This is a genomic window from Chelativorans sp. YIM 93263, from assembly GCF_028767125.1.
In the GTDB taxonomy this organism is placed as follows: Bacteria; Pseudomonadota; Alphaproteobacteria; order Rhizobiales; family Rhizobiaceae; genus Chelativorans.
Genome location: NZ_JAKCWP010000006.1, coordinates 138,649 through 164,034, shown reverse-complemented (window position 1 = coordinate 164,034; position 25,386 = coordinate 138,649). Strand labels below are relative to the sequence as shown.

Genomic DNA, 25,386 nt, shown 5'->3' with positions numbered 1-25,386 from the left:
GGACGAGTAACCAGTTCGCAGGAACGATAGCCCAGCGAAGGCCGACTCGCACGGGAACCCCCATCACGATATGCATTGGCACTATCTTAGCTGAACTCTACGTTCACCGCACCCGCGCGGGGACTGCAGACTGCTCCCCTGCATTACGGGAGAGCAGAGCAATCGCCGTGATTACGAGCAGGCTGCCCGGCAGCCAATGCCAGCCGATGACGTCTGGACGGGTCACGAACAGCACCAGCATCGAAACGAACGGAACGAGATAGCTGTACGCCGTCACCGCGCCCGGCGTGAGCACGCCGGTCCCACGCTGCATCAGCCAGAAGGTCACACCGCTTGAAAAGACACCGAGATAGGCAACCAGCAACACGTCTCCAAACCCCATCCGCGACATTGCGGCAACCGGTTCGGCGACAAACCCGGCAATGGCGATCAGAACGCCGCCGAGCGCCAGACTCCAGAAGGTGCGCACGGCCGCGTCGGTCGACAGAATGCCCCGTGCCAGCCCCCACTTGGACAGGACCGGATAAAGTGCCGACGCGATGCATCCCAGGAAGAACGCGGCCTCGCTCCAGCCGAGTTGCAACCTTGTCAAATCACCACCGCTCTGGGCGAGCGCCAGCGCCAGGGCTCCCACCGCCCCCAGGGCGAGGATGGCGAGTAGGCGATGGGCGCGCGCTTCCACACCGAGAGCCCGGCCAAGCCCATAAGCCAAGAGCGGCATGGAAACGAACAAGGCTGACATGGAAAGCGCGCTCACCCGATGGGCAGCCCAGAACATGACGCCGAAGAAGCCGGCGAGGCACAGTCCCATGACGGCGTAAAGCAACATGCCCCGCAGGTTCGGCACCGCCGGCCCCGCACGCCACGCCATCGGCAGCATCGCAAGTGCCGCGATTGCAAAGCGCATCGCCGTCAGAAGCAGCGGCGGGAGCCCGTCGCTCAGGAGACCGACGACCGGAAAGGACGCACCGACGATCAAGGCCCAGAGCAGCATTCCCAAATGCGCGCCCGTCACACTAGTGTAGTTCACTGTTCTTCTCCTTTATCGAACGCGCGGCCCGGTCATGCCCTTTGGCCGGTGGGGACTGTAATCGTGGAAAAGCGACGCCGGATGGCTCAGATGGTCTCCAGGACGCGTGAAATCGGCAGTCTCGGTTTTTGCGGCCAGTTGCCTTGGCGAGCATGTCCCACCGCGAGCAGCACAACCGGGATTTCGTGGGCGGCAAGACCGAATTCGCGTGCGACCGCCGCTGGGTCGAAGCCAACCATCGGCCCGGTGGCAAGCCCATGGGCTTCCGCAGCGAACATCAGAAAGGCGGCGCCCAACGTTGCCGTGCGAATCGCCTCGTCACGTTGCATTTGCGGATTGTCGCCATAGGTGCTTTCCACTGCCTCCGACCAGGCGTCGATCATCTGCGCTGGCATGAAACCCGCCTCGACGGAGGGACGGAGGCACTCTTCCATGACCGTGTGCGAGGGTAGCTGCCCACAGACGATGTAGGTGACCGCTGCTTCACTCACCTTGGCTTGCCCGTATGCGGCGGCCTGAAGGCGCGCTTTCGCCTCGGGCGTTCTGACGGCGATGAAGCGCCAGTTCTGGAGATTGTAGGCGGTGGGTGCGCGCGTTGCGAGCCTTGTAAGCTCCTCGATATGCTCAGGGTCGAGTACCTTTTCGGAATCGAACAGGTTTGTGGAGACACGGCTTTCGATGGCGGCAATGATCGGATTCTTCATCTTTATCGACCTCTATAACGCGGGAGATTCCCGTTTTGTCGTGGCGAACGCGCCGCTGACGAAGCCAAGATATTTCGTTACAAGTATCGCCATAATCCGCTATCTTGTGTCGGAACTCGTAACTGGTAGTGAATAATCATGGACCAATTGCAGGCCATAAGGGTATTTCGCCAAGCCGTGGAACTGGGCTCCTTCGCGGAAGCCGCGCGCCGGATGGCGCTTTCACCGGCTGCCGTCAGCAAGAATATCCGGGAATTGGAGGCGCATTTACACGTGCGCCTGCTCAATCGCACTACGCGCAGAATGAGCCTGACGGAAGCCGGCGAGCGCTACTTTGAGCAGATCGCCCGCATTCTCGACGACCTTTCAGAAGCCGACAGTTCGCTTGGCCCCATGCAGCGCATGCCGAGCGGTCTCCTGCGTGTCAGCGCGCCGATGGCCTTCACGTTGACGCGCCTGTCGGATGCGATCGTCGGCTTTCTTGACCGCTATCCCGATCTGACACTCGACCTGAAGCTCGAGGATCGCCGGGTGGACCTCGTCAAGGAGGGAGTTGACCTTGCCATTCGCGGCAGCGACCGGCTGGAGGATTCCAGCCTGATTGCGCGCAAGCTGATGACGCTACGCCATGTGGTCTGCGCTTCGCCCGACTATTTCGCTCGTGCCGGTCGGCCGCGCGAGCCGGAGAATCTGCGTTCGCACAATTGCGTGCAATTCACGCTCTCCGGCCATGTTCAAGAATGGTCTTTCACGCGACACGGTCGCACTGTGCGGGTGGTGATCAGCGGCCGCTACAAGGTCACGACCAGCCTCGCGGTTCGCGACGCTCTGCTTGCCGGCTTCGGACTGAGCCTCATTCCGCGAATCTATGTGGAAAAGGACATCGCGGAAGGAAGGCTTACGACAGCGCTGGATGACTGGGCGCCGGTCGAGACCTCGATCTATGTGGTTTATCCTTCCCGCCAGTATGTCTTGCCCAAAGTGCGTTCTTTTGTGGATTTCCTGATCGAGGAAACGCGGTTGGAAAAATGAATGTCTCGATTTGTGTCGAGGACACTCTAACACGCATATATTGGCCTTTATCTCTTATACGACTTGCGCCTTTCCTCCAGGATAACAGTGACATTTTACCGTCGCGCCATCTCGGTCGCGGGTCTTGTAACGATCAACGGTTCGTCATGACGTTTTCCACCCTTCAGTTATAATTGACCACTGATGAAGCCGAATCGGAAAGTAAACTGTAATGAACGGACCCGAGATATTGGCTTTTGCAAATGCACGTCCTCCGAATTTAAAGGTTTCCTGATGCGCAGATGTCTTCTTGCCGTTGCCTCGCTGGCGATTGGGCTTGTTTTCGCCGTTTCCTCTATCGCAGCTCCGCTTCCCGGTGGCGCCGGGTCGCTGGTCGAGACCTACGAAGACTGGGTGGTGTCCTGTGCGGCGCCGGAAGGAGAGACCGTTTGCGTCATGCGACAGAGTCAGAATAACCAGGAGACGGGGCAGCATATACTCACAGCCGAGCTGCGAACGGGAACCGACGGCGCGGTGGAAGGAACACTTCTCATGCCGTTCGGTCTTGCGCTGGCGCAGGGCATTGCACTGGCAATCGATGAAACGGAGGGGCCGACGTTCCCTTTCCTCACCTGTTTGCCCCAGGGCTGTGTTGCGCCCGTGAACTTTGATCACAGTAGTCTCGAGAATCTCAAGACAGGTGATGCGCTGAAAATCACGGTGCATGCCGTAAATGCGGAACAGCGCATTGCATTTACAGTCTCCCTTAACGGCTTTACTGCTGCGCTCAATAGGATGACCGAGCTGATGCAATAGTGAGCGGAAAGGCAGGCGATGCCTTTCTACGGCTCGGTCCAGTAGGGAAGGCAAGGGGTTTTGAGCGCGTATTTCCAGGAGCTCGACTATCAGATCACCTCGCTTGGCGGGCTCTCCCTCCGCCGGCGCCGTGATCTAGCCAGCGGCGAGGATATCTACGAGATCAAGCTGAACGAAGATTTCCTGATGTCGTCGCAGTTCACGACGTCGGAAAAGGCGCTGGCGACGCTTGGGCTCGGCGAACTGTCCGGGGGCGGTTTCGATGTCGTGGTTGGCGGCCTCGGGCTCGGCTATACGGCCGCCGCAGCGCTGGAAAAACAGGAAGTGCAATCGCTCGTAGTCGTTGACGCGCTCAGGCCCGTTATCGAATGGCACGAGCAAGGGATGCTGCCGCTCGGCAGCACGATTGCCTCAGACTCGCGATGCCGGCTCGTGCATGGAGATTTCTTCGCCATGGCACGCGAACCCGAAACCGGCTTCGATCCGCATGAACCGGGCCGGCGGTTCGATGCAATTTTGCTCGATATCGATCATTCGCCGCGTCATGTTCTGGATCCGGAGAATGCTACCCTCTATACGCCGCAAGGGCTGAAAACGCTTTCTGACCATCTCACGTCCGGCGGTGTCTTCGCGCTGTGGTCCAACGAACCTGAAGACCTCGGCTTTACGGCTGAGCTTCAAGGCGTGTTTGAGCAGGCCCGCGCCGAACGTGTGGTGTTTTACAACCCGCTCCAGGAACGGGAGGTGCAGCAGGCTGTCTACCTGGCGCGGAAGGGCAAAGGTGACGCGTGAGCGCTTCCACCGCGGGGTCGAATGAACTCATCTGCCGCGTTTGTCTTTCATCCCCGCTGCGTCGATTCATGACCGTTGACGAAAAACATTACTGGCGTTGCGCGGTATGCGAGGCCGTTTTGCTGGACGATACGGACCTGCCGCCGCCTGACCGGGAAAAGGCGCATTATCTCAACCATGAGAACGATCCGGACGACCCGCACTACCGGCGTTTCCTGTCAAAGCTTGCTGAACCGCTTGCCGCCCGGCTGTATCCGGAAAGCTCGGGGCTCGACTACGGCTGCGGGCCGGGTCCCGCCCTTGCAGCCATGTTGCGGGAGCGGGGCCATCGCATGCGCACCTACGACCCGTTCTTCGCGCCGGACGCCGACGCGCTGGCCGAAACCTATGACTTCGTCACGTGCAGCGAGGTGGCGGAGCATTTTCACAACCCGGCTGCCGAGTTCGAGCGGATCGACGGGCTTTTGAAGCCGGGCGGCTGGGTCGGCGTCATGACCTGCTTCCGCACGCAAGATGATCGTTTTGCCGCCTGGCATTATCGACGCGATCCCACGCATGTCGTCTTCTACAAGGAGGAGACGATGCGGCATATCGGTTGCCGCTTCGGGTGGGACTGCGAGATCCCGGCCAAGGACGTGGCGCTTTTTGGCAAGCCGTTATAGCGACGTGTAGCCGCCTTCCGCCATGATGAGTGCCCCGTTGATCAGGTCTGAGGCGGGTGACGCCAGGTAAAGCGCGCAATCGGCAATCTCCACCGGTTCGCCAAAGCGGCCGGCGGGCGTCTTGGCCAGCATGGGATCGCGTTTTTCTGGCGGGCCCCAGACCCTGCGGCCCATAGGCGTCATCACCACCGTGGGGCAGATCGCGTTTACTTGGATGTTATGGCGGGCCCACTCGGCGGTCATGGATTTGGTGAGCGCGTTCAAAGCCCCCTTGGAGCTCGCATAGGCGGCGTGATCTTCCATCGCAATAACCCCAGTCTGCGAGGAAATATTGATGATTTTACCAGCCTCGCGCTCTATCATTCCAGGCGCGACGGCGCGCGCCAGAAGGAAGGGCGCGCGTAGATTGACGTTCATCGTCAGGTCCCAATCTCCCACAGAAGCCTGCAGGATCGGATCGGTCAGCGCAACTCCCGCGCTGTTCACCAGAATGTCAATCCGGCCGAAATGCTCAAGCGCGCGCTTCGCCGCCGCTTGCGGACCGTCGGCAGTGGAAAGATCTGCCTTGATGGCGAAATAATCCCGGCCCGTGTCAGCCGCCGCCCGGCGCCCCGCCTCGAAACCCTCGTGGTCGCGCCCGACAGCCGCCACATCGGCGCCCGCCTGCATGAATACGTGCGCGATCTCAGCGCCGATTCCTTTGGTCGCCCCGGTTACCAGAGCCTTCCTGCCGGCGATGGAAAACCGCTCCTGCCACGTGCTCACGGCTATTGTCCTCCCTTGCCGCGCCTTACTCCAGATTGGTGTGCCGCGCGCGCATCGTCTTGGCCGTCTCTCCCAGTCGGTCCCTCAGCTTCAGGACTAATAGTTCGAAAGCCACATATTGCACACCTTCATAGAGGCTACCCATCGGCAGCACCGAAACTGCCTGGCTTTCCGCCGGCACATCGTCGGCCATGGTCTGGGCCGGAAGGAGCAGGGTAGCGTCCGCGGCACGCGCGCTCTCACCCTCGGCTTGCGCGGTGATGCAAAGCGTTTTCGCGCCCGCCTCGCGCGCCACCTTGAGGAGCGCCGAGACTGTCGAGAACTGTCCGGGTCCCGCGCTGACGATCAGAAGATCGCCGGAGTCCAGCGGCGGCGTGGTCATGTCGCCTGCCACATGGGCGTCCAGCCCGAGGTGAAAGAGGCGCATGGTGAGTGCTTTCATCATCAGGCCCTCACGGCCGACACCGTAAAGCGCGATCGTTCGCGCCCCGGCAATCATGTCTATTGCCCGGTCGATGTCTTTTCCGGAAACCCTTGAGAGAACTTCGGCGATTTCGGCCGTGGCCTTGGCGCCTAAATGGGAAAAGTCAGACATCGGCTTTCCTCCCGTTCACGCGTAGAGCGGGTGCCCGTCGTGCAGGCTTTCGGCTATGGCGCGTTCGAGCAGGCCCGCCTCGCCAAGAATGTCGAGCACGGTATAGCGTTTCCGGATCCATCGCGCCTTGCGCACCGTCGCGCGGTGGCGCTCCGGCGACAGACCGATATCGCGTACGCGAACCGGCGCGCCGGCGGTGGAAAGAAGTTCCCGCATATCCGGCTCCCGCATTAGATGCCGCTTCAGGCGCTCCTGCAGGACGGGCCAGGTTTCCTTCATTTTCTCCAGTCGGTCGACGAGTACCGCGCCAGACACCCATTTCTCTTGCATTTCCTCCAGTGCCCTGGCGGCAATGGTGCCATTGGCGAAAGCCGCTTGGACTATCCCCTCCAATCCAGTCCAATTGGGCGCGTGCGAGGCTGTGGCTTCGGCATCGATCGTGGTAAGGTCCTGCCGGATCAGCCAATCGAAAAGCGTGAGCACCGTCAGCCCGCCGATTGCCACACAGGCGCCGTGTGAGACCTTTTCGCCCCGGTGGGAAAGGTCTTCCATTTCCCAGATATGGGCGATCTGGTGATCGGCGCCCGATGCCGGGCGGGAGGATCCGTATAGCTCCATTGCTACGCCGGTGGCGGCGAGGCCGATGAAAAGTTCGGCCAGGGCTGCCCGCTCCCCGCGCCGTACGCCCTCTGGCATCGAAAGCCAGCCGCGGAGATTGTCCTGCACAAGCGGCCAGACCGTCCCGTCGAGCGGCTCAATCCCGAGTTCGTCGGCGACCAGCCAGTCACCGCCTGCCGGTATCTTGCCGGCCAGATCCCCATAACCCCAGCCGCTCATCTCCGCCGGCGCGGTGGCCAGGATGTTCAGATCAGCGAGGATGACACGCGGCGGCGCGCATTGGATGGTGATCTTGAAACCTTTATCGACCAGCGGGGCTCCGGCGCTCGTGTAGCCGTCCATCGAGACGGCGGTGGGAACGCTCATGAATGCGGTTTCGGCGTTGAACGCGGCATAACGCGTAAGGTCGTTAACGACGCCGGAGCCGACAGCCACCGGAACTGGCCGGGAGCCGGAGGACTTGGCGTCGAGCTCCCTTATCCTGACCGCAATAGCATCGCCGCGCTCGCGGTCGGGAGCAAGCCGAGATCGGGCGGGAAGAATTTCAGTGTGTGTTTCTACATCTGCCGCCGAGAGGCGCTCGTATACTTCTGCGCCGGCAGCCTGATAGGTCGACTCATCGGCGATGATGAGCGCGGGGGCATCGCCGAAGTGGTCGTGAAATATCTGCGCGGTATCCTCCAGTGCCGATTCACCGACGACGAGCCGGTCTATAGAGGCGGACCGGTCGATGCCGGGGACCGTATAAAGCCGTTTGCGCGTTGCCTCGCCCTCGGAACTGGCCCTGTCCATTCTTACCGCCCGCAGTTCGTGATTGTTGTCCCCTCGGCGTCGAAGAGATGAATGCGCTGCAGCGGCAGGGCGAGGCTTATGCGGGTGTCACGGTCGATATCCGTATCACCGTCCGTCTTCAGGGTGATGCGGTCTCCCTCGTTCGTATCGATGTGCAGGATTGTTTCGCCACCCAGCGTCTCCCTCACTATCACCTGTCCTTCGATCCGGCCCGCGGTTCCCTCCTTTTCGCCGCCGGCTGGAGCAAGCTTGAGGTGCTCGGGTCGTACACCAAGTGTGACCGTCTCCCGGTCGGTTAGATCGATGGTGGTTTGCGGGAGCCTGATTTCCGACCTGCCGTAGCGTGCGACCGGCGCGTTCTCCTTGCCTTCCGCGAGGGAAACGGAGAGGAAATTCATGGAGGGAGAGCCGATGAAATCGGCTACGAAACGGGTAGCCGGGCGGTGGTAAAGGTCCATCGGGGTACCGACCTGCTCGATACGTCCGCCATTCAGCACCACGATCTTGTCGGCCATGGTCATGGCCTCGACCTGATCGTGCGTGACGTAGATCATGGTGGCATCGAGCTTTCTATGCAGGTTCTCCAGTTCGATGCGCATCTGCACGCGCAGCTTGGCGTCGAGATTGGAGAGCGGCTCGTCGAAGAGGAAGACCTTCGGTTCGCGTACGATCGCCCGCCCGATCGCGACGCGCTGGCGCTGGCCGCCCGAAAGGTGCGCCGGCTTCCGGTCGAGATAGTCCTCGAGTTGGAGAATGTGTGCTGCCTTCAGGATGCGCTCTTCGCGCTCGGGCTTGGCAACCTTGTTGACGCGCATTCCGAAATCCATGTTGTCGCGCACGCTCATGTGCGGATAAAGCGCGTAAGACTGAAACACCATCGCCACGCCCCGGTCGGATGGTGCCGCCCGGCTGACATCCTCATCGCCGATTTCGATGAGCCCGGTGTAGCTGCCTTCCAGTCCGGCGATGGTTCGTAAAAGGGTTGATTTCCCACAGCCCGAGGGGCCGACAAAGACCACGAACTCGCCATCCGCGATGTCGAGGTCAATTGCGGTCAGCGCCTGAAAGCTCCCGTAGTATTTGTTGATATTGCGCAGTTTTACCGCAGCCACCCGCAATCCTCCCTGCCGTCCTGCTCGCTGGAGACGTTCGCCTCCATCGGCTTCAGCGTGTTTCTCGTTCTTTCCTGCTCGCAGCGGAACGCATTTTGCAACCCCCGTGGCGAACCGATTGACTTTTACAAATGTAAATGAAAAGATAAAAATGTAAAGTCCATCAAAGCGATGTCCTTGGGAGGAACCAGATGCTTCAAAAAAACAGACTCAAGGCCCTTGCCGCGGGCGCGGCGATGTCCCTTGTTCTTTATCCGGCCACTGCTTCGGCATGGTCGTTGGAAGAGGCGGCGGAGCCCTATGCGGGAACGACGATCGACGTCGTTTTCCTGCTGCGTCCGGGTTACGAGGCGGCCAAGGAAATGATTCCGGAATTCGAAGAGAAGACCGGAATTACCGTCAATGTCACGGATATGCCGTATGAGAACGCGCTGGGCGAGCAAGTCCGCGATTTTGTCGCTGGCGGCGATCTCGACATCGCTCTTATCGACCTCGTCTGGATCGGCAATTTCGCCGAGAACGAGTGGATCGTCCCGGCGGAGAAATTCATGAATGATCCGGAACTGGCCGACCCGGAACTCGATCTTGAGGATTTCTTCCCGCTCACCCTCGACGCGTTCGGCTCCTGGGATGGCAGAGTCTACGGGCTGCCGTTCGACAATTATTCCGGCCTGCTGTTTTATAACAGCTGCATGCTCGAGGAGGCCGGTTTCGACGGCCCGCCGGAGACCTGGGGAGAACTGAAGGATGAATACGGCCCGTCCCTGACGCAGGACGGCCAACATGCCTTCGCGCTTCAATCAAAGCGCAACGAGACTCAGTCGGCCGACAGCTTTGCACGCATGATCTGGCCTTTCGGAGGCTCGTTCCTGGATGAAGAGTTCCGCTCGAACCTCACCTCGGAGGAAAGCCTCACTGGGCTGGAGTTTCGTCAGGACCTGATGCAATACATGCCCGAAGGTATTGTCGCCTATGACCATGCCGAGGCGGTGAATGCGCTGGCTCAGGGCGATGTTGCGATGATTACCGAGTGGTCCTCGTTCTATCCCACGCTCGCCAATCCCGAGACCTCCGCAATCGTCGACTGCCTCGGCGTTGCCCCGGAGCCGGAAGGACCGGCCGGCCGCAAGCCCGCGCTTGGCGGTTTCTCGCTCGCGGTCGCGTCCCAGGCGGACGAGGAGGAACAAGCCGCCGCATGGCTCTTCATCCAGTGGATCACCTCAAAGGAAAACGCCAAGCAGTATCTCGATCTCGGCGGCGTTCCGGCGCGTCAGTCTGTCTATGAGATGGAAGGTGTGGCTGAGGAGCATCCGTTCGTGCCGGCACTGGTCGAAAGCTGGCAGGAGGGTGTACCGGAGTTCCGTCCGCGCTTCGCCGAATGGCCGCAGATCACCGAAATCGTGCAGGAATGGGGCACACGGATGATGCTCGGCGAGGTCTCTGTCGAGGAAGGCGCCAGCGAGATCAGCGAGCGTATGGAAGCAGTGCTCGAGGAAGCCGGTTACTACGACGGTGACAAGCCGCTCCTCCAGTAACAACCGGCATTTGCCCGCGCGGTCTTGGACTGCGCGGGCCTTCCAATCGTGTAGAAATGGAGCCTGGGGCATCGACGAAAGAGCCGCGGTACATGCGGCGCCCCATTGGCTTGCGGGAGGCGCATTGAGGCGATGCAAAAGCTCAGGCAGGAAACTCAGGGATTCGGGCAGGCCGTCCCGCCGGCACAATCCGCCGAACTGATTCACACCAACACCATTTCCCGCGGCACAAAATTCGGCTTTCTGGGGCCGGCGGTCATCTCTCTTGCGGTGATCGGGCTCGCGCCGCTTGCGTTTGCGATCTGGACGTCTCTTTACAACTACAACCTGACGAAGCTCGCCAGCATGCGCTTCATCGGCCTGGCGAACTACGCAAACGTCTTTTCCGATTCCGCATTCTGGCAGGCCATGGGCCGCACCTTCACGCTGCTCATCATTGCGTTGCCGGTTCAGATCGCGGTGGGCATGGGCATCGCGCTTCTGTTGCACCGGCCGGGGATTGGCTTCCTTAAAACGATCACCCGCCTGTCTCTGGTCATTCCAATGGCGACGACCTATGCGGTCGTCGGGCTTCTCGGCCAGGTGATGTTCAACCTCAAATATGGCGTGGTGAACCAGCTTCTGGGCTTCACCGGCGTCAGCCCGATCAATTGGCTGGGCGTTCCAGAATTCGCCTTTGCCACGATCATTTTCTGGGACATCTGGCAGTGGACACCGTTCTGCGCGCTGGTGTTCCTGGCCGGGTTGACCACGGTTCCGCCGGAAGTGGAAGAGGCGGCACGGCTGGAGACCAAGAACTGGTGGACCATCTTGCGTAACGTACAATTGCCATTTCTCATCCCCGGCCTCACGGCGGTGCTCATCCTGCGCACGGCGGACACGCTGAAGCAGTTCGACATGGTCTTCACCATGACACGCGGCGGGCCCGGATCGTCAACGGAACTGATTAGTCTCCTGATTCAACGCGTCGGCTTTCGCGCCTTCGACCAGGGACTGGCATCGGCGCAAGCAATGGTGCTTCTGGTGATCACCATTGTGCTGAGCCGCCTTTATATCCGCTTCTTCTATCGGGAGGTTTGATCAATGGGCGAAGGTACGACAACCAGATCCTCCCTTTTTTCCCAGGTGCTGCTTCTGGCGGCGGTCATTCTCTTCTGTCTCTTCCCGTTCTACTGGATGGTTCTCACCAGCCTGAAGACTCATCTCGTCGCGCTTCAGACACCGCCGGCGTGGATATTCGATGTCTCCTTTTCGAACTACTCGGAGGTGTTGTTCGAGGACAATGTCGGTCGGAGTCTTGTGAATTCACTGATCGTGGCCGTTTGCACGACTATCCTGGCGATTGGCCTCGGCGCGCCAGCGGCCTATGCGCTCGCCCGCTTCGAGTTCAAGGGAAAGAAAGAACTGTGGTTCTGGTTCATCACGAACAGGATGGTAAGCCCCATCGTGCTGGCCCTGCCATTCTTTCTGATCGTGCGCAGCCTGGACATGCTCGACACGCATCTCGTGCTGATCCTGATCTATCTCACCTTCAACCTGCCGATCGTCATCTGGATCTGCACGGACCAGTTCCGCTCTATTCCGCGTGAAATCGATGAGGCGGCAATCCTGGAGGGCGCGTCGCAATGGCGGATATTCCGATCGCTGTGTCTGCCGCTCGCCGCACCCGGTATCGCGGTTTCAGCGATCTTTTCGTTTATCTTCTCGTGGAATGAACTGATGTATGCCCTCGTGCTGACACGCAACCAGGCCAAGACTGCGCCGGCCATGGCCGTCTCCTTCATGGAGGGCTACTCGCTGCCTTACGGCAAGATCATGGCGACTTCCACGCTGATCGTGGTGCCGGTCATCATCTTTGCGCTAATCGCTTCCAAGCAACTCGTGCGGGGCCTCACCATGGGCGCCGTGAAATGATGCAGCCAATTGCGGAATTTCCCGCTGCCGAGCGTGCCGCGGTCGACTTTGTGCTCACGGATATCGACGACACGCTGACGAGCGATGGCATACTGCCTTCGGCCAGCCTTGCGGCGCTGGAGGAACTCTCACGCGCGGGGCTGAAGGTCATACCGGTGACCGGGCGTCCGGCCGGCTGGTGCGACCACATCGCCCGCATGTGGCCGGTCGACGCCGTTGTCGGCGAGAACGGCGCGTTCTGGTTCGCTTATGACCGGGAGCGGCGAAAGATGCTAAGCGGCTTCGCCAAAACGCCAGAGGAAAGGCATGACGACCGGGCGCGGCTGGAGCGGCTGCGGGCACGCATTCTCGAAGAGGTGCAGGGGAGCGGGATTGCCTCCGACCAGGAATTCCGGATCGCCGATCTCGCCATCGACTATCGCGAGGACGTTTCGCCACTCGGAGAAGATGACGTCCGGCGGATCGTTGCCATGTTCGAGGAAGAGGGCGCGACGGCGAAGGTGTCGTCCATCCACGTCAATGGATGGTTCGGCTGCTACGACAAGCTGTCGATGGCCAGGGCGTGCCTGAAAGAGAATTTCGATGTCGATATCGACGATCCGGCGGTGAATGCGACCATCGTCTTTCTTGGCGACAGCCCCAACGATCAGCCCATGTTCGCGTTTTTTCGCAACGGCATCGGTGTGGCCAATGTCCGGAACTATCGCTTGGAAACGCCGCCGCGCTGGATTACCAACGCTCCAGGCGCGGCCGGTTTCTGCGAGGCCGCCAAGCTGCTTCTGGAGGCGAGGGGATGACCGACATGGTATTGCCGGAGGACGACGGGCTCGATGAAGAGGCACATTTCCTCGCCCGTGTCGCCTGGCACTATTACGTGGAAGGCATCAACCAGCAGGCGGTGGCCGACCGTCTCGGCACTAATCGGTTGAGGATCAATCAGGCGCTGCGCGATGCCCGCAAGGAAGGGATCGTGCGGATTACAATCGAGTCCCCCTTTCTGAACTCGGTCGAACTCGAGGCACAGCTGCGTGAGCGCTTTGGCCTTTCGCGCGTGCGGATCGTGCCGAGCCCTCAGGATCCCAGGAAAGTGCAGGCAACGGTCGGGGCGGCTCTTGCCATGGAGATTTCACCCCTGATCGCGGACCCGAAGATCAAGCGATTCGGGCTGTCCTGGGGGATGACGGTCTACAATGCCTCGCGTTTCTTCCGCCCCGCTCCGCGCCCCGATCTCGAGTTCGTCTCGCTGCTCGGCGGCATCGCGCAAGGCTCTGACGTTAATTCGTTCGACATCATCAAGGCTTTCGCTGCCCAATGCGATGCGCGGCGGACCTATTTCACCGCGCCGATCTACGCGCCGTCGAAAACGGCGCGCGATGCCATTCTCGGAACCGACTTCTTCGACGATATTCTCGAACGCATACGCTCCGTCGATGCGTGTGTGATCGGTGCCGGCGACATGTCCACCGATTCACTGCTGATCCGCTATGCTGTTCCCTCCGACATCAATGTTCCGGAGCTGGTCGAAGCGGGTGCTGTCGGCGACATTCAGGGGCAGTTCCTGAGCTCCGAGGGCAAACTCATCGACCATGAGATCAATGACCGGGCGATCGGCATCGGGATTGGCGACGTGGCGAATCTCGGCGGGACAATTTTGGCGGCCGGCGGTTCGGGGAAAGTTCCGATCATCCGGGCGGCGTTGAAGACGGGCGCGTTTCGCTGTCTCGTCACTGATCACGACACAGCAGCAGCCGTGCTGGCCTATGATACAGGCGAGGGCTGACGCGCATGTTCGCGGGCGTCGACATCGGGACGTCGGGTCTCAAGGCCATTCTAACTGATGAGGATCAGAATGTCGTCGCGACCGCAACGCGGCCCCTTGCGCTGAGCCGACCTTACAACGGCTGGAGCGAGCAGCACCCGGATCTCTGGTGGGAGGCCTTTTGCGAGGTCTTCGATGAGTTGGCGCAAAGGCACCCGCGCGAACTTTCCGCCCTGAAAGGCATTGGTCTGTCCGGCCAGATGCTCGGCACAGTCCTGCTCGACCGAGACGACAAGCCGCTGCGTCCGGCAATCCTGTGGAATGACGGGCGGGCGTGGCGTGAGGCGCGAGAGCTAGACGAGGTCGTGCCGGGGTTGGGCACGCGCTCCTGCATCGATCCCGATCCAGGTTTCGGCGCGCCCAAGCTCATGTGGCTGAACAAGCATGAACCGGAGATCATCGAGAAAACCACCTGCCTGCTCTTGCCCAAGGACTATGTCAGTCTGAAGCTTACCGGCGAACGCGCGAGCGAACCGAGCGATGCAAGCGGGACTCTGCTCTTCGACAACATTACAATGCGCTTTGCCTCGGATTTGGTCGAGGCAGCAGGCTTCTCGATGGAAAAGCTGCCTCAGCTCATGAACGCGTGGGAGGCGGCCGGGGACCTTTTACCCGCGCTGAAACAGCGGTGGGGAATAGACGGTCGCGTGGTGGTTGCCGGCGGGGCCGGCGACAATCTGGCCTGCAAGCTGGGCGTGGGCGCGGCGCGGCCCGGACGCGGGGTGCTGACCATCGGCACGTCCGGTGTACTGTGTGTTTCCACGGCTGAATTCCTGCCCATTCCCGGAAAAGGCGTGCAGACGCCGCCGCATGCCGCTCCCGGACAATTTTCCTCGCAAGGCGTCGTGATGAGTGCCACGAGCGCTCTCGACTGGTTGGCGCGCCTGCTTGGTGCCTGTGCGGGCGATCTGGACATCGAGGCCGCACAGCTTCTGTCCTCGCCGGAAGGTCGTGCCAGAATCGGCGGTGCACCGATCATCGCGCCCTATCTCGACGGTGTGCGTACGCCTCACCGGAACACAGGCCTGCGCGGGCTTGCCAGTGCGCTGTCGCTCTCGACCACGCGCCAGGATCTAGCATGGTCGCTTTTCGAGGGTGTGGCCTTTCACTTTGCCGAGGTCGTGGAAACGCAACGTCGCCACGGCATCGTCTGCGAGCGGCTGCAGCTTGTCGGCGGCGGGGCACGATCGGTCCTCTGGCCGCGTCTGATTGCGGCCCTCTTCGATGTACCCCTGAACCTGCCGAAGCGGCGGGAAAACGCCGCCGCGATCGGTGCCGCGCGGTTGGCGATGACTGCCGTCGCAGGCGGGGACCCGCTGGAGATACTGGCGGTGGAGCCCGCCTCCGAGCGGCTCGTTGAACCGGAAGAAGATCTCGCTGAACTACTGGCGGAACGGCGGCAACGGTATGAAACCGCTTCCCGGCTGGCGATAGAAGCGGGGATTCGTGAGCGCTGATCAAGTATCTTTCGGGCTGGCGCCTGCTCGGGATAGAACGTTTCCAACGCGTACCCGCTGAAGAGCGCTCGATAAGAGCTTTTCGACTTGTCTCATAAACCTGAAGCCGGCGTGCCTTTGGCCGGCCGTGACCGGGATTGACGCGGCCGTATTTTTGCGGCACATTTTCTAAAACGTTTTAGAAGTCACGTACTCGAGTTCTAAAACGTTTTGGGAATGCTGGGGAGGATTTTCTTGCGTCGCAGGAGCACTCTGAAAGAGGTTGCGGCCGCGCTTGATCTATCGGTGGCCACCGTATCGCGGGCGCTGGGGGGATATGAGGACATCGCTCCCCAGACGAGGCAGCGCGTGGCGGAGAAAGCGCGCGAGCTCGGTTATGTGCCCAATACGGCCGGCCGCATGCTGGTTTCCGGCCGCAGCGGCTTTGTCGGTCTGGTGCTGCCCGTCCGCGGTCCCAACTTCGTCGATTCCTTTCTCGGCCAGTTCGTCACCGGGCTCGGCGAGGGGTTTGTCGCCAAGGGCGTCGACCTGATGATCGCCACGGCATCGCCCGGCCAGTCGGAACTCGACGTGTTGAAACATCTGGTCCACTCCGGGCGCGCCGACGGCGTGGTGCTGACGCGTATCGCCGAGGAGGACGAGCGCGTGAAGTTTCTGCTGGAGCAGCGCTTTCCGTTCGTCCTGCACGGCCGGCTGAGCAGTGACAGCGCTCACTATAGCTGGCTGGATACAAGCGGCGAGGCGGCTTTCGCGCAGGCTTTTCAGGAGCTTTACGCCCTTGGTCACCGGCATTTCGGCCTTGTGACCATTGAAGAATCCATGACATTCCGGCGAGACCGCGAGAGCGGGTTGCAAATGGCGATTGCGGAGGCGGACGACCCCACGGTGAGGCTCAGTGTGGCCCGTTCACCGCGTTTCGATGAAGAGAGCCACCGCGCCGCCATTTCCGAGCTTCTGGAGAGAGAGGACCGCCCGACGGCGATTATCGGCCTGTTCGATGAGCTGGCGCTCATGGTGATGCGGCAAGCTCAGGAACTGGGTTTGTCCATTCCGGAAGAGCTTTCGGTGGTCGGTTTCGACGACGTGCCCGCGGCGAGCTATTCGGCGCCGGGGCTCACAACGTTTGATCAGGCAACGCGCGAAAGCGCCCGTGAAATCGCTGACATGCTGGCCCGTCTGGTGGGAGGAGAGGCGCAGGCGCCCCTCTCACGCCTCAAGGTTCCGCGCTTCATCGCGCGCGGCAGCCATGGCCCGGCGCCACAAGGCGCCCGTCCGCGTATTCGGCAAATCTAAAAGGGAGAGAGACAATGAAAGCTATGATTCCACGACTCACAAGCGCCGTGCTGGCGGCCGGAGCAGTTGTCGGTACCGCTGCGACTGCAAACGCCGATATCCTGTTCTGGTCCACGCAGGCGGCACCTTTGGAAGAGACGCAGGCAATGCGCGAGCAGGTTTTGTCTGGCTTCAACGAGACGGTCGATTATCAGGCAACGGACGATCGCGGCCCGTGGCTCACGCGGATCGAGGCGGAGCTGGAAGCCGGCTCCGGCACGATCGGTCTTTTGGGCGCTCTGCACGGCGAGTTCGTCTCGCTTTCGGACAACCTCATCGATATGTCCGACATCGATCTCGGCGACGTCACGGTCAATCCCACGTTCCAGGAACTCGGCAAGCTTGGCACGGACGAGCAGAAATACCTGCCCTGGATGCAGGCAACCTACATCATGGCGGCCAACCGGGAGGCGCTGGACTATCTGCCCGAGGGCGCCGACGTGAATGCGCTTACCTATGATGAGCTTATCGAGTGGGCGCGGGTGATGGCGGAAGAGACCGGTTCGCCGAAATTCGGCTTTCCCGCCGGCCCGAGCGGGCTCAAGCACCGCTTCTTCCAGGGGTATCTCTATCCGTCTTACACGGATTCGGCGGTGACAAAGTTCCGTTCGCCGGAAGCCGAGGAAGCCTGGAACAAATTCAAGGAGCTGTGGGAGTACACAAACCCCGCCTCAACCGGCTACGGATTCATGCAAGAGCAGCTTTTGACGGGCGATGTCTGGGTCGCCTGGGACCATACCGCACGACTGGCGGATGCCTTCAACCAGCGGCCGGACGATTTTGTCGCCTTTCCGGCACCGGCGGGCCCCACGGGGCGAGGTTTCATGCCGGTAATTGCCGGTTTCGCTATCCCTGAAACCGCTCCCGACGTGGAGGCGGCCAAAGAACTTGCCGCCTACATGCTGCGGCCGGAGACACAGATAGCGACGCTGGAGGCGACAAACTTCTTCCCCGTGGTCGAGGTGGATCTGCCCGACGACATGCCGGATTCCGTGCGTCTATCAGGGACAGCCATCGCCGCAATGTCGGGCGCTGATGATGCCAATCCGAGCCTCTTGCCCGTCGGTCTCGGCGAGAACAACGGCAAATTCAACCAGGTCTTCAACGATACGTTCGAGCGCATCGTGCTGGCCGGTCAGGATGTGCGCACGGTGCTGGACGAGCAGGCCGATGTGCTCCGCGACATCATGGAGGAATCCGGCGCATCCTGTTGGGCTCCGGACGAGCCGTCCGAGGGTGCCTGCCCGGTCGAATAGCCGCAGCAACCCCACCGCCTTCCCGAACGCGTTCGGGAAGGCACCTTTCCCTCGCGAGGGAAGGAAGTTCGGCGGCTGGCAAGGAAGGAATAGACAATGGAACAGCGCGTATTGCCGTATCTGCTGCTTTTGCCGGCGACGCTCTTCCTGTGCGTGTTTTTCATCTATCCGTTTCTTCTGGTTGCTTGGCAGGCGTTTTCCGAGGGCGGTAGCTTCACGCTCGAGCACTTCCAGACCATGGCTGGGCACTGGAAGTTCTCCACCGCTTTCTGGAACACCATGCTGCTTGCGCTGGCGGTTGTGCCGGTCCAGATCGCGCTGGCGCTTCTCATGGCCACGCTGGTCACTCGGATGGGAAGCGGCCGCGACCTCATCCTCTATATCTGGACGATCCCGCTCGGCATCTCCGACCTTGCCGCCGGGATCATCTGGCTCGCCATTTTCGAGCAGACAGGCTTTCTCAACAGCATGCTCGCCGGGTTAGGCATCATCGAGCAGCCGATCACGTGGCTTAGCTACCAGAACAAATCCACCATTTTCCTGGCGGTGGTGCTAGCGGAAATCTGGCGTGCGACGGCCATCGTTCTGGTCATCCTCGTTGCCGGCATGGGGCTCATCCCGAAAGAATACTACGAGGCGGCCGAGGTGTTCGGCGCCGGCCCGTGGAAACGCTTCGTGCGCATCACTTTGCCCATGTTGCGCCCCAGCCTGCAAACGGCGCTCATCCTGCGCACAATTCTGGCCTTTGAGGTATTTGCAGTGGTTATGGCGCTCGGTGGCACCAATCTGCCGGTGCTGATGGGCGAAACTTATGTCTGGCAGTTCGATCTGCAGGACCGTAACGTCGCGGCAGCCTACGCCCTTGTGATCCTTGGCATTTCCATCGCCTTCACGCTAGTTTTCTTGCGCACGTTACGCGTGCCGAGGGAGGCGCAGCCATGACCGCGGTCACCGCCACCGAGGCGGCAAGGCCCGCCGCCGATATCCGCAGTCGCGGCCGGCTCGTCTTCGTCACTGTGATTGTCATCCTGTGCGTTTGGGTGTTGGTGCCGATCTATCTGCTCGCGATCAACGCTTTTTCCTCACCGGATCAGGTGAACGCGTTTCCGAAGAGCTTCGTGCCTGGGTTCGAGACTGACAACATCAACTTCTTTCTTGGCTTTGCCGGGGTGGGAAAGGCGCTCTTCAATTCCATTCTGGTGGCCGGCATTACCATGGTCCTGTCCATCCTTCTCGGCGCGCCGGCGGGCTATGCCTTGTCGCGATTCGACTTTCACGGCAAGGATACTTTCCGGGTTCTCGTACTCATGACACGCGCCTTTCCGCTGCCGCTTCTGGCGCTGCCGCTCGCGGTGATGTTCATCCGTACGGGACTCGACGATACGGCCTTCGGATTGGCGCTTGTGCACACAACACTGGCGCTGCCCTTTGCGGTGCTGATTACCTTCTCGCTCTTTTCCGGCATTCCGGTGGAGCTTGAGGAGGCGGCGTGGACGCTCGGGTGCACGCGCTTCCAGGCGTTTTATAAGGTGGTGCTGCCGCTGATCCTGCCGGGCATTGCGGCTTCGGCCGTCTTCGCCTTTGTCATCTCCTGGAACGAGGTTTTCGCCGCGGCGGTGCTGACGATCGAGAACCGAACGCTGACGGCCTTCCTGCTCCAGAGCCTCGATGTCTCACCGCTGCACCTCAAATTTGCAGGCGGCGCCGTATTGGTGGCGCCCGCGCTCATCTTCATTTTTGTGGTGCGCCGATACCTCTTCGCCATGTGGGGCATCGCCAACAGATGAACGGGAACTGAGTCATGGCTGAAATCTCCATCAGGAACGTCGCAAAGCGCTTCGGCGACTTCACAGCGCTCGATTCCATCGACCTCACCGTGGCCGACCGGGAGTTCATGGTTCTTCTGGGTGCATCGGGCTGCGGCAAGACCACGCTTTTGCGCATTATCGCCGGGCTGGAAACGCCGTCTGAAGGCGAGGTATGGATCGGGAGCCGGCGGGTCGACCATCTTCCGCCGCGCCAGCGTGGCATCGCAATGGTGTTCCAGAACTATGCCGTCTTCCCGCACCTGACGGTCTTCGAGAACATCGCCTTTGGCCTGCGCATGCAGAAGCTGCCGGAGGCCGAAATCAAGCGCCGTGTCGGCCGCACGGCGGAACTGATGCATATCGGCCAGCTTCTAAAGCGCTATTCCGGGCAATTGTCCGGTGGGCAGCGCCAGCGTGTGGCGGTAGCCCGGGCGATGGCGATGGAACCCGATGTCATACTGATGGACGAGCCGCTGTCCAACCTCGACGCGCTTCTCAGGCTGGAAATGCGCGCCGAACTCAAGGGCGTTTTGGCCGAGAGCAAGACCACGACCATCTACGTCACCCACGACCAGGTGGAGGCGATGAGCCTGGCCGACCGCATCGCGGTCATGGACAAGGGCCGCATTGTCCAGGCCGAGCGCCCCATCGAGGTCTACCGGAACCCCGCCGCGCGCTTTGTCGGCTCCTTCATCGGCAATCCGCCCATGAATTTCCTCCCAGCGCGGAAAGCCGATAACGGCGCTTGGCGCGTGGCGGGGGTCACCTTCGAAGGTCCGGCCAGCGAGCGCGATGAGATCGCCTTTGCCATCCGCCCGGAGGACCTTGCCCCCGCGGATGACGGTCTTCCGGCTGAAGTTCGCGTGGTCGAGCCGCTCGGGCCGCATATGCTGGTCACCTGCGACGTGGAGGGTCAACTTTTCCGCGCCGTGCTGGACAGCGATATCGACCTGTCACGGGGCGACCTGTTGCGGCTTGCGCCCGCGCCGGAGCGCATTCGCTGGTTCGATCCCGAGACCGAACAATCCCTGCGGATGCATTAGAGTGGAGATACCGCTTACCGCTCCATTTCACGAACTCTACCGCCCATCAGAAGACCCCTCATGACCCCTAACGAACGTACCCGCCTTGCGAGACAAGCATCCGAGATCCTTATCGACAACGACCGCGGTGACTATACCGTGCCGACCAAGGGTCTCTATCCTTTTCAGTGGAACTGGGATTCCTGCCTCAGCGCACTCGGCCTCGCCGCGCTCGACGAGGATCGTGCCTGGCGGGAGATGGAGACGCTTTTTGCCCACCAATGGCCTGATGGCATGGTGCCGCATATCATCTTTCACCAGGCGGACGAGGGCTATTTCCCCGGTCCGGAAATCTGGCAGACGGGCCGACCGGTACCGACCTCCGGCATCACCCAGCCCCCGGTGGCCGGCTTTGCCGCACGGCGCATTTTCGAGCGTTCGCAGGACCGGACAGCCTATGCACCGCGCGTACGCTCCCTGATCGAAAAGATCGACCGCTGGCACGCATTCCTTTATGACGCGCGGGACCCGCAAGGGGAGGGGCTCGTTGCCGTCATCCACCCTTGGGAGTCCGGCCGGGACAATACGATCGATTGGGACGAACCGTTCCGGCACGTGCCGCGCGAGGGCATCACTCCCTATCGGCGACGCGATGTCGAGCACGCCGATCCAGCCCACCGACCGACAAAGGCACAGTACGATCGCTATATCTGGCTGGTTGAGCACTTCCGCGGCCATGCGTGGAATAATGCAGTGCTCCATAATGCCTCGCCGTTTCGCGTCGTTGATCCGGCTTTCAACGCCATCCTCATCCGCTCCTGCGCCGATCTGTCGGAGTTGGCGGGCATGCTCGGTGCCGAGGACATTGCCGAGGCCAACCGCTCCCGCGCCGAAAAGGGGCTTGCGGCGCTGGAAAGCCTCTGGAGTGAAGCGGACGGCCAGTATCTCTGTCTTGATCGTACAACCGGCCGCCTTGTTCGGAGCTTGTCGGTGGGCGGTTTGCTGGGCGTTCTCGCTGCCATCCCGCAGGAACGGGCACGCGCCATCGGTGATCGCATCGCAGCGCTTATGACGCGCTGTGCCTATCCGGTGCCGAGTCACGACCCGTCCGACCCGCTCTTCGATGCCAAGCGCTATTGGCGTGGTCCGGTCTGGCTGATCGTCAACTATCTGCTTGCCGACGGTTTGAAGGCGGCCGGGCTCTCGGAACAGGCGGCAAGCCTGCGCGCGGGCAGTCTCGCGCTGATAGAAAAGAGCGGCTTTGCCGAGTATTACGATCCGCTGACCGGCGAGCCCTGCGGCGGGGACCGTTTCACCTGGACCGCCGCAATGGTGCTGGAATTCCTGCGCGGCGCGGACGGGGAGTTGGGGAGGATCTGACGCTACCCGCGCGGGCGCTCCAGCATCGGCATCATCAGGCTGAAGAGCTCGGCCTGGGAGGAGATGTAGCACTTCCGGTAGAGCTGTTTGCGGAAGACTTTCACGGTTTGCGTGCTGATGCCGAGGTGCAGCCCGATCGAGGGTGAGGAGTGGCCTTGAAGGATGAGCAGCGCCACCTCGGCCTGCCGTCTCGTGAGGGTGACGTCCTTGTGTGTGCGCATGGCGGCGATCAGGCTGTCGACGATGGATGCGGAATCAAGGCGCTGACGCTCCGGCTGCTCTTGCGCCTGCCAATGTTTCTTCAGCAGTGGCATGATCACCGGTTCGTGCGCACGCAGGCCTTCTTCGTCACGCGCGGAAAAGTGCTGACCCGAAGATCCGTCCCGGCCCATTGAGATCGTGATGGTGGTGTTGTCTTCCACGGGCAGCAAGACCGAGATTTCGTCGATGATGCCGATGCGGCCGTAATACCATTTGAAATAGCGGCTGCGGCGGAAATTATCCGGAGCAATGTCGAGCAGGCGATAAATGCCCGGCCGGCGCTGGTTCAGGTGGAAATGATAGACCGGGTCGAGGAGATAGGCAGCCGGAAGATAGTCCCGCTCCAGATAGCTAAAGACATCCGGACCGCGTATCCAGCTATAGGCGACCACCGGCCGCTCGGCGCCATTGTAGAGGATCACGATGATGTTGTCGAAATCCATGCAATGGCGCAGATAGCGGGCCATGGCGGCGTAGAATTCATCGCTGCCTGCCGTGCCGATCGTCTCGCCAAGGGCCTTGAGCATCCCTGCGTTCTCCCATACCCCGATGGAGGTATATACCCCTTATCGTTGTTTTTATAGCGTGTGATGCAGCACTTCGAGGGGTATTCGGTTATGCCGAAGCTGCAGCCATTGCAAAGGCGCATCCGATGAGGCGCGCGGTCGCCCACGATGCCATGCCCGTGGCGGGCTACACCACGCCATGGAGCGTGCGGTCCGGCGCGGTGCTAGACCTTCACCTCTCCAGCGCGGCTCCTGTCGAGGCCGTGCGTGTCTTGCGCCTCGATCTGCCGGATGAAAAGCGGGTCGACTGGCCCGTTTCAGAATTGGAGAAGCCAGCGCATCGCACTTTCGAGCAGGGCTCGTATCTGCGCTTGAGCGCGGGAGAGATGGCGAAAGCCGGAGCGGTGCGGGCGATCGCCTTCGAGCTCTTATTGACACACAATCCGGGCCGCCGGACCGTCCTTGCGGTCGGGGAGTTGCGCCTGGAATTGGAGGATGGCGCTCTTTCGCTGAAGACCGGTGGCCGACTTCTGCTTGGCCCGGAACCTGTTCCCCAAAATGTCTGGATCGATTTCGATCTCGTCTGGGGTGACGGGGGGTTGCGCCTATCGGCGCGCTCGCACGACCGGCTGGCGCCGTGGCGGTGGGAGCGTTCCCTTGATCCGATCCCACAGAATGCGTCTCCCGAGCCGGTTCTCTTCGGCAGTTCGGCGGATGAGGACGCGCCGACGCTCAACGCGAAATGGGGGCGGATCCGTCTACAGGCGAATGGAGGCGATTACTTATGGCGCTTTCCGACGCGGCTGCATCACGGCGCCCTTGCGCCCGAGGGCGGGGCGGGGCCGAAGCTCGACATTCTCAACCAGCCTACCTTCTGCGTCACGTCACCCCGATGGGACGGGAGCAGCTTTGATCCGCGTCTCGTGCCGGATCATTACGACGCCGTGCATTGCCACGACGACGATATGGCACCGCTGGAGTGGCCGGCTTCGTTCCGGGCGGAAGTTCCGGAAGAGGCGGAGCCCGGCATCTATGCCTTCGAGGTCGCGACCCGGCAGGGATCCGAGCGGATCGTTTTCTTCGTCCGCTCCAGCCGGCCCAAGGCACCCATTGTCTTTCTCGTGCCTACGGCCACCTATCTCGCCTATGCAGACGAAGCTTTGCCGCCGCATCTTTTCGAGTGGAAATGCAGCGACCGGGGCCATGTCTTCGCCCGCGAGAACGGGTTGCGCTCGCTTTACGATTATCACAACGACCTGAGCGGTGTGTCGATCACCTCCTACAGGAAGCCCAAGGGGACGCTGCGCGATGACTACCGTTATCCGCTGTGCGGCTGTCCGCACAATCTGCCGGTCGATCTCCATCTGCTGCGGTTTTGTCATGAGAACGGGATCGCCTTCGATCTCGTGACCGACCATGACCTGCATGCGGACGGTCTGGCCTGCCTCGAAGGCCATCAGGCGCTGATGACGGGAAGCCATCCCGAATACATGTCAGTTGAGATGGAAGAGGCGATACGTGCATTTACCGCGGCTGGCGGCAGCATCGCCTATCTCGGAGGAAATGGGTTTGCCAATACTGCTGCCTTCGATGGGGATCTGATGGAGCTCAGGCGCTCACCGCTGGAAGCGGGGCGTACCTGGGATGGCTCCGTCGCCGAGCAGGCGCTTTCCATCACCAATGAGCCCGGCGGCTTCCTGCGCCACCGCGGGCGCGGCGAGTTTTCGCTGGTGGGTGTCGCGATTTCGCTGATGGGGTTTGAGGCGGCCCGGAGCTTTACCCGCACGGAGGAGAGCCGGCGGCCCGAATGCACCTGGCTTTTCGAAGGGGTTGGCGGCGAGAACTTCGGCGGGGAAGGCATGGTGCTCGGCGGGGCGGCGGGTTACGAGGTTGACGCAACTGACCTGCATCTGGGCACACATCCCGACACGCTGGTGATTGCGCGGGCCGATGGTTTTCCGCAAAGCTATCTTCACGATCCCACGCGCTGGTATTCGGGCGGCGAAACGGAAGAAGCGGAACGCCGCTGCGCCGAGATGACCCTGCGACATCTGCCCAACGGCGCGATAATCTTCTCGGCAAGCTCGGTCGCCTGGTGCGGTGCGCTGCCGGAAAACGGACGAATGAACGACGTAGGGCGGATAACCTGCAACCTGCTCCGCCGCCTGTCGCAGGGGCAGGCGGCCAAAAACTGAAAAC

Annotated in this window: 24 protein-coding genes; 17 read left to right on the top strand and 7 right to left on the bottom strand. The window is 61.3% G+C overall.

The window, feature by feature from the left end; all coding sequences use genetic code 11:
* Positions 1 to 103: 103 nt before the first annotated feature.
* Positions 104 to 1,030: a DMT family transporter gene (locus LY631_RS13905; RefSeq protein ID WP_274426074.1), complete on the bottom strand. Its 927-nt coding sequence runs from the start codon at positions 1,028 to 1,030 to the stop codon at positions 104 to 106.
* A gap of 86 nt (positions 1,031 to 1,116) precedes the next feature.
* Positions 1,117 to 1,734, bottom strand: coding sequence for a nitroreductase family protein (locus tag LY631_RS13900; protein ID WP_274426073.1), 618 nt, complete (start codon positions 1,732 to 1,734; stop codon positions 1,117 to 1,119).
* Between the two features lie 138 nt (positions 1,735 to 1,872).
* Between LY631_RS13900 and LY631_RS13895 the strand changes: the two genes are divergently transcribed.
* The 4 genes from LY631_RS13895 (at position 1,873) to LY631_RS13880 (ending at position 5,015) form a co-directional block, all read left to right on the top strand.
* Positions 1,873 to 2,766, top strand: a complete 894-nt coding sequence (locus tag LY631_RS13895) for a LysR family transcriptional regulator (RefSeq protein ID WP_274426072.1) — start codon at positions 1,873 to 1,875, stop codon at positions 2,764 to 2,766.
* A gap of 273 nt (positions 2,767 to 3,039) precedes the next feature.
* Positions 3,040 to 3,561 (top strand): invasion associated locus B family protein, encoded by a 522-nt coding sequence (locus LY631_RS13890; protein ID WP_274426071.1) that lies wholly within the window; start codon positions 3,040 to 3,042, stop codon positions 3,559 to 3,561.
* 60 nt (positions 3,562 to 3,621) lie between these two features.
* Positions 3,622 to 4,353 (top strand): spermidine synthase, encoded by a 732-nt coding sequence (locus LY631_RS13885; RefSeq protein ID WP_274426070.1) that lies wholly within the window; start codon positions 3,622 to 3,624, stop codon positions 4,351 to 4,353.
* Positions 4,354 to 4,421: 68 nt separating this feature from the next.
* A complete protein-coding gene (locus LY631_RS13880; RefSeq protein WP_274426069.1) occupies positions 4,422 to 5,015 on the top strand; it encodes a class I SAM-dependent methyltransferase in 594 nt (197 codons plus the stop codon).
* On the opposite strand, the gene LY631_RS13875 is transcribed toward LY631_RS13880, so the two are convergent.
* Genes LY631_RS13875 through LY631_RS13860 form a run of 4 tightly spaced genes read right to left on the bottom strand, consistent with a single transcriptional unit; the run spans position 5,010 to position 8,897 of the window.
* The gene (locus LY631_RS13875; RefSeq protein ID WP_274426068.1) at positions 5,010 to 5,780 is read right to left on the bottom strand and encodes an SDR family NAD(P)-dependent oxidoreductase; all 771 of its coding nucleotides are present in this window, start codon (positions 5,778 to 5,780) and stop codon (positions 5,010 to 5,012) included. The two genes, LY631_RS13880 and LY631_RS13875, sit on opposite strands and share 6 nt — an antisense overlap.
* A gap of 25 nt (positions 5,781 to 5,805) precedes the next feature.
* Positions 5,806 to 6,375 carry an SIS domain-containing protein gene (locus tag LY631_RS13870; RefSeq protein ID WP_274426067.1) on the bottom strand — a complete coding sequence of 190 codons (570 nt, stop codon included), beginning with the start codon at positions 6,373 to 6,375 and terminating at the stop codon, positions 5,806 to 5,808.
* A gap of 15 nt (positions 6,376 to 6,390) precedes the next feature.
* Positions 6,391 to 7,785 carry a sn-glycerol-1-phosphate dehydrogenase gene (locus LY631_RS13865; protein WP_274426066.1) on the bottom strand — a complete coding sequence of 465 codons (1,395 nt, stop codon included), beginning with the start codon at positions 7,783 to 7,785 and terminating at the stop codon, positions 6,391 to 6,393.
* 2 nt (positions 7,786 to 7,787) lie between these two features.
* Positions 7,788 to 8,897 carry an ABC transporter ATP-binding protein gene (locus tag LY631_RS13860; RefSeq protein WP_274426065.1) on the bottom strand — a complete coding sequence of 370 codons (1,110 nt, stop codon included), beginning with the start codon at positions 8,895 to 8,897 and terminating at the stop codon, positions 7,788 to 7,790.
* A gap of 191 nt (positions 8,898 to 9,088) precedes the next feature.
* Here LY631_RS13860 and LY631_RS13855 point away from each other — a divergent pair, with 191 nt between their 5' ends.
* The 12 genes from LY631_RS13855 (at position 9,089) to LY631_RS13800 (ending at position 22,420) form a co-directional block, all read left to right on the top strand.
* Complete coding sequence (locus tag LY631_RS13855; RefSeq protein WP_274426064.1) at positions 9,089 to 10,432, top strand: ABC transporter substrate-binding protein; 1,344 nt, start codon at positions 9,089 to 9,091, stop codon at positions 10,430 to 10,432.
* A gap of 132 nt (positions 10,433 to 10,564) precedes the next feature.
* On the top strand, positions 10,565 to 11,512 hold the full coding sequence (locus tag LY631_RS13850) for a carbohydrate ABC transporter permease (RefSeq protein WP_274426063.1): 948 nt from the start codon (positions 10,565 to 10,567) through the stop codon (positions 11,510 to 11,512).
* A gap of 3 nt (positions 11,513 to 11,515) precedes the next feature.
* Complete coding sequence (locus LY631_RS13845; protein ID WP_274426062.1) at positions 11,516 to 12,346, top strand: carbohydrate ABC transporter permease; 831 nt, start codon at positions 11,516 to 11,518, stop codon at positions 12,344 to 12,346.
* Positions 12,343 to 13,143 carry an HAD-IIB family hydrolase gene (locus tag LY631_RS13840; RefSeq protein WP_338000436.1) on the top strand — a complete coding sequence of 267 codons (801 nt, stop codon included), beginning with the start codon at positions 12,343 to 12,345 and terminating at the stop codon, positions 13,141 to 13,143. Before LY631_RS13845 ends, LY631_RS13840 begins: the two co-directional genes overlap by 4 nt.
* A complete protein-coding gene (locus LY631_RS13835; protein WP_274426060.1) occupies positions 13,140 to 14,126 on the top strand; it encodes a sugar-binding transcriptional regulator in 987 nt (328 codons plus the stop codon). The genes LY631_RS13840 and LY631_RS13835 overlap by 4 nt, the downstream gene beginning before the upstream one ends.
* Positions 14,127 to 14,131: 5 nt before the next feature.
* Positions 14,132 to 15,622 (top strand): xylulokinase, encoded by a 1,491-nt coding sequence (gene xylB, locus LY631_RS13830; protein ID WP_274426059.1) that lies wholly within the window; start codon positions 14,132 to 14,134, stop codon positions 15,620 to 15,622.
* 234 nt (positions 15,623 to 15,856) lie between these two features.
* The gene (locus tag LY631_RS13825; protein ID WP_274426058.1) at positions 15,857 to 16,915 is read left to right on the top strand and encodes a LacI family DNA-binding transcriptional regulator; all 1,059 of its coding nucleotides are present in this window, start codon (positions 15,857 to 15,859) and stop codon (positions 16,913 to 16,915) included.
* Positions 16,916 to 16,929: 14 nt separating this feature from the next.
* Entirely contained in the window at positions 16,930 to 18,210 is a 1,281-nt protein-coding gene (locus LY631_RS13820; protein WP_274426057.1) for an ABC transporter substrate-binding protein, read from the top strand.
* A 96-nt stretch (positions 18,211 to 18,306) separates the two neighbouring features.
* A complete protein-coding gene (locus LY631_RS13815; RefSeq protein ID WP_274426056.1) occupies positions 18,307 to 19,152 on the top strand; it encodes a carbohydrate ABC transporter permease in 846 nt (281 codons plus the stop codon).
* Positions 19,149 to 19,997 (top strand): carbohydrate ABC transporter permease, encoded by an 849-nt coding sequence (locus LY631_RS13810; RefSeq protein ID WP_274426055.1) that lies wholly within the window; start codon positions 19,149 to 19,151, stop codon positions 19,995 to 19,997. The genes LY631_RS13815 and LY631_RS13810 overlap by 4 nt, the downstream gene beginning before the upstream one ends.
* A gap of 14 nt (positions 19,998 to 20,011) precedes the next feature.
* Positions 20,012 to 21,061, top strand: a complete 1,050-nt coding sequence (locus tag LY631_RS13805; protein ID WP_274426053.1) for an ABC transporter ATP-binding protein — start codon at positions 20,012 to 20,014, stop codon at positions 21,059 to 21,061.
* Between the two features lie 60 nt (positions 21,062 to 21,121).
* On the top strand, positions 21,122 to 22,420 hold the full coding sequence (locus LY631_RS13800; RefSeq protein WP_274426052.1) for an amylo-alpha-1,6-glucosidase: 1,299 nt from the start codon (positions 21,122 to 21,124) through the stop codon (positions 22,418 to 22,420).
* A 2-nt stretch (positions 22,421 to 22,422) separates the two neighbouring features.
* Here LY631_RS13800 and LY631_RS13795 read toward each other — a convergent pair whose 3' ends face one another.
* Positions 22,423 to 23,208 (bottom strand): helix-turn-helix transcriptional regulator, encoded by a 786-nt coding sequence (locus LY631_RS13795; protein ID WP_274426051.1) that lies wholly within the window; start codon positions 23,206 to 23,208, stop codon positions 22,423 to 22,425.
* Between the two features lie 125 nt (positions 23,209 to 23,333).
* Between LY631_RS13795 and LY631_RS13790 the strand changes: the two genes are divergently transcribed.
* A complete protein-coding gene (locus LY631_RS13790) occupies positions 23,334 to 25,382 on the top strand; it encodes a N,N-dimethylformamidase beta subunit family domain-containing protein (protein ID WP_274426050.1) in 2,049 nt (682 codons plus the stop codon).
* Positions 25,383 to 25,386 lie beyond the last annotated feature (4 nt).